Origin of the sequence: Candidatus Thiosymbion oneisti (assembly GCF_900092655.1) — a bacterium.
Taxonomy (GTDB): domain Bacteria; phylum Pseudomonadota; class Gammaproteobacteria; order Chromatiales; family Chromatiaceae; genus Thiosymbion; species Thiosymbion oneisti.
Window position 1 is genome coordinate 1 of the sequence record NZ_FLUY01000103.1, and the last position, 3,316, is coordinate 3,316.

The window sequence follows — 3,316 nt, forward strand, 5'->3', positions numbered from 1 at the left end:
GGGCACGGGCTACCCCTCGCTTGTAACGTCTCGCCATGAAGGTCAGCCCCTCGGTTCGAGCTCAGCTGGTAGTTTACCCTTGCCACGACCAAGCGCGAATTCTTTCACAGTCTCTGGAGCGTGGGAGCCAGAAGGTCAACCAAGTGGTTAGCGTAGGGTCCGCTGTGCGGACCCAAGAACCCCTAGTGGGCTGTGCCCACCAATACAGCCTATCCGGTGAGCATCCTAACGGCGGGATGCGCTACGCTTTCCCGCCCTACCCTTTTGCGACACCCTTACTAGGGGAGGGGCTTTTTGGGCCGATGCAAGGATTCGTGTCCATTCGTGTGCATTCGTGGTTTTTGTTCCCGTTTTTGTACGCAGATGCACTACCCGGCGGGCACACCACCCTACGTCACGATCCTTCGCGCCCCAGGGTCCGGGTCACGCCCCGATGATGCAGTCGTCTTCCATACAGACACTGAGACACTGGGGCATGTCGGCTTCGCCCTCGCACTCGGTGCAGGTCTCGGCATCGATCTTGTAGACGCCCTTGAAGGGTGTGATGGATTTGGTCGGACAAAGCGGCTCGCAGTCGCCACAGGCGGTGCAGACGTTGCGCACGATCTGTAAGGCCATGATGGGTCTCCTGGTTTGATTGGCAGCCCCGCGGTCCGCACAGCGGACCCTACGCTGACCACCTGATTGGCTGTAGGGTCCGCTGCGCGGACCTTCTAAAGGTCAACACGCCCTAATCCCCCCGTTTGAAGCGCAGGGTAGCCGGAAACTCGGGCCGCGGGCGCACCGGGTCGATGTACCACTTGGAGCCGTCCGTGAGCTCCACCGTCCCGCCCCAGGCGGACGCCGTATCCACCTCTACCGCGGCGATGGTCTCTTCCAGGTCCTTCTTGGCGACATAGAAGAGTAGGTCTCCGGCGTCGTTGGTCCTGATCATTACATTGGGCATATGACGCGCTCCCGCCTGGCTCCGGATCGCCGGTGGCACCGGACGATCATCGAATCAGGTCGTAGTTGTAGTCGGTGACGCCCATCTCCCGGGTCTCTTCATCGAGCCGGTCCAGCACGGCATTGACCAGGGTGGTCAACAGGTACATGGCGCCTTCGTAACCTAGGGTGGTCATCCGGTGCAGGTGGTGACGGTCGAAGATCGGAAACCCGATGCGGATCAGTGGGACTTCGTGCGCCTTGCCTTTGTGCAGGGTGTCACGCTGGATGAACTTGCCGTAGGAGTTGCCGATCATGAAATCCGGCTTGTCGGTGAACATCAGGGAGCGAAAGTGCCATAAGTCCTTGCCGATATGGGTTTGGGTGTTGCGGCCGTAGGGGGACTCGGCACACAGCTGTTCCAGGGCCTTCTTGTAGCGCTTGTTGGCGTGTTGGACCAACACATGGGTCGGCTCGGCCCCCAGCTCCAGCAGGAACTTGGTCATCCCCAGGACGAAATCGGCATCGCCATAGAGCGCGAACTTCTTACCGTGCAGCCAGGCGTGGCTATCGGTCATCATGTCCACCAGGCGACCCCGCTCCTTGGTCAGGGAGGCGGGGATCGGCTTGCCCGTGAGCGCGGAGACCTGCATCAAAAAGGCATCGGTCCAGGCCAGGCCCATCGGGATATGGATCTCGGAGGCGGGCTGACGCCAAGTACCCTTGACGAACTTCCGGGACTTCACGGACTGCCAGGGCTGGAGAAATAGGGTATCGATGGCATTGGGCGCATCCTTCATCTCATCCTGGCTGGTGCCACCGTCGTACATGCGGTACTTACCGTCCGCCGGCGTATCCAGCACCTCGCTGGGGTCGCACAGCAGGCTGTAGTCGACGCCCATTTCCCGCAGCATGCGGTGGATGACCCGGTAGTTGCCGAGATAGGTCTCGAAGCCGGGAACCAGGTTGAGCTTGCCGTTGGACCCCACCGCCTTGTCGTCCATGGCGTTGAGCGTGAAGTAACGCTGGAACCCCTCGAACATATTGTCCCAGCCGGTGGTGTGGCTGCCGACGAAGCTCGGGGTGTGGGCGAAGGGGATCGGGAATTCCGGCTCGATATGGCCCTCTTGCTTGGCGTTGTTGATGAAGGCGTTGAGATCATCGCCGATGACCTCGGCCATGCAGGTGGTCGAGACCGCCATCATCTCCGGCTTATAGAGCACCTTGGCATTCTTCAGACCCTCGAACATGTTCTTCTGGCCGCCGAAGACCGCCGCGTCTTCGGTCATGGAGTCGGACACGCAGGCCACCGGCTCCTTGAAGTGACGGTTGAAGTAGGTACGGAAGTAGGCTACGCAGCCCTGGGAGCCGTGCACATAGGGCAGGGTCTTCTCGAAACCGAGGGCACAGAGCACGGCGCCCAGGGGCTGGCAGGCCTTGGCCGGGTTGATAGTCAGGGCCTGGCGTTGGAAGTTGAGCGCCTGGTATTCCTCGGTCGTGGTCCACTGGAACACCTCCTCCATCCGCTCCGGGTCGTAGCATTCCTCGACGCGGGCCCGCTTTTTGGCGAGGTCCTCCTGATAGTCATCCGTACGAAACAAAGGGTAGCTCGGCTTGATGTCTTCGACTGTCTGGCTCATGCGTGGTCTCCTGCCGCGCCGCTGATCCGCGGACGGACGGCAACATCTCTGGCTCCCACGCTCCAGCGTGGGAGCAAGTTCTGATGAGTGTCAAGTGATGAGTGGTGAGTATGAGGTTATCTCTCACTCCTCACTCCTTATTCATCATTCATCATTCATCATTCATCACTCATCACTCATCACTCATCACTCATCATTCAGCCAAGGCGCTTGCAGCTCCTTCCAGCAGGGATTGTTGATGGTCATATCCATATCGCGGGCGAAGATGGCAAAGCCGTCGTAGCCGTGATAGGGACCGGAGTAATCCCAGGAGTGCAGCTGCCGAAAGGGGATGCCCATCTTCTGGAAGATGTACTTCTCCTTGATGCCGGAGCCGATCAGGTCGGGCCTGAGCTTATCGGCGAACACCTCGAACTCGTAGGCGGTGAGGTCGTCGTAGAGCAGGGTCGCGTCACCCATCTCCTTGATCGTGCGGTCGTAGTCGTCGTTATGGGCAAACTCATAGCCCGTGCCCACTACCTCCATCCCCAGGTCCTCATAGGCGCCGACCACGTGCCGCGGGCGCAGACCGCCGACATAGAGCATCACCTTTTTCCCTTCCAGACGTGACCGGTATTTCTCGATGACCGCCTCGGACTGTGCCTGGTACTTGGCGATGACCTGCTCGGCGTTGGTCTGGATGGTGTCGTCGAAGCGGGTAGCGATCGCGCGCAGGGACTCGGCGATCTTGGTGGGACCAAAGAAGTTGTACT

Annotated in this window: 4 protein-coding genes; all 4 read right to left on the reverse strand. The window is 60.1% G+C overall.

What is annotated here, in order from left to right; all coding sequences use genetic code 11:
* Positions 1–423: 423 nt before the first annotated feature.
* Positions 424–618: a 4Fe-4S binding protein gene (locus BQ17_RS01100; protein ID WP_089723918.1), complete on the reverse strand. Its 195-nt coding sequence runs from the start codon at positions 616–618 to the stop codon at positions 424–426.
* 112 nt (positions 619–730) lie between these two features.
* Positions 731–946, reverse strand: coding sequence for a putative nitrogen fixation protein NifT (gene nifT, locus BQ17_RS01105; RefSeq protein WP_089723919.1), 216 nt, complete (start codon positions 944–946; stop codon positions 731–733).
* Positions 947–992: 46 nt separating this feature from the next.
* A complete protein-coding gene (nifK, locus tag BQ17_RS01110; protein WP_089723920.1) occupies positions 993–2,564 on the reverse strand; it encodes a nitrogenase molybdenum-iron protein subunit beta in 1,572 nt (523 codons plus the stop codon).
* 186 nt (positions 2,565–2,750) lie between these two features.
* Positions 2,751–3,316 (reverse strand): nitrogenase component 1 (locus BQ17_RS01115; RefSeq protein WP_305118695.1); only part of this gene is annotated, 566 nt, incomplete at its 5' end.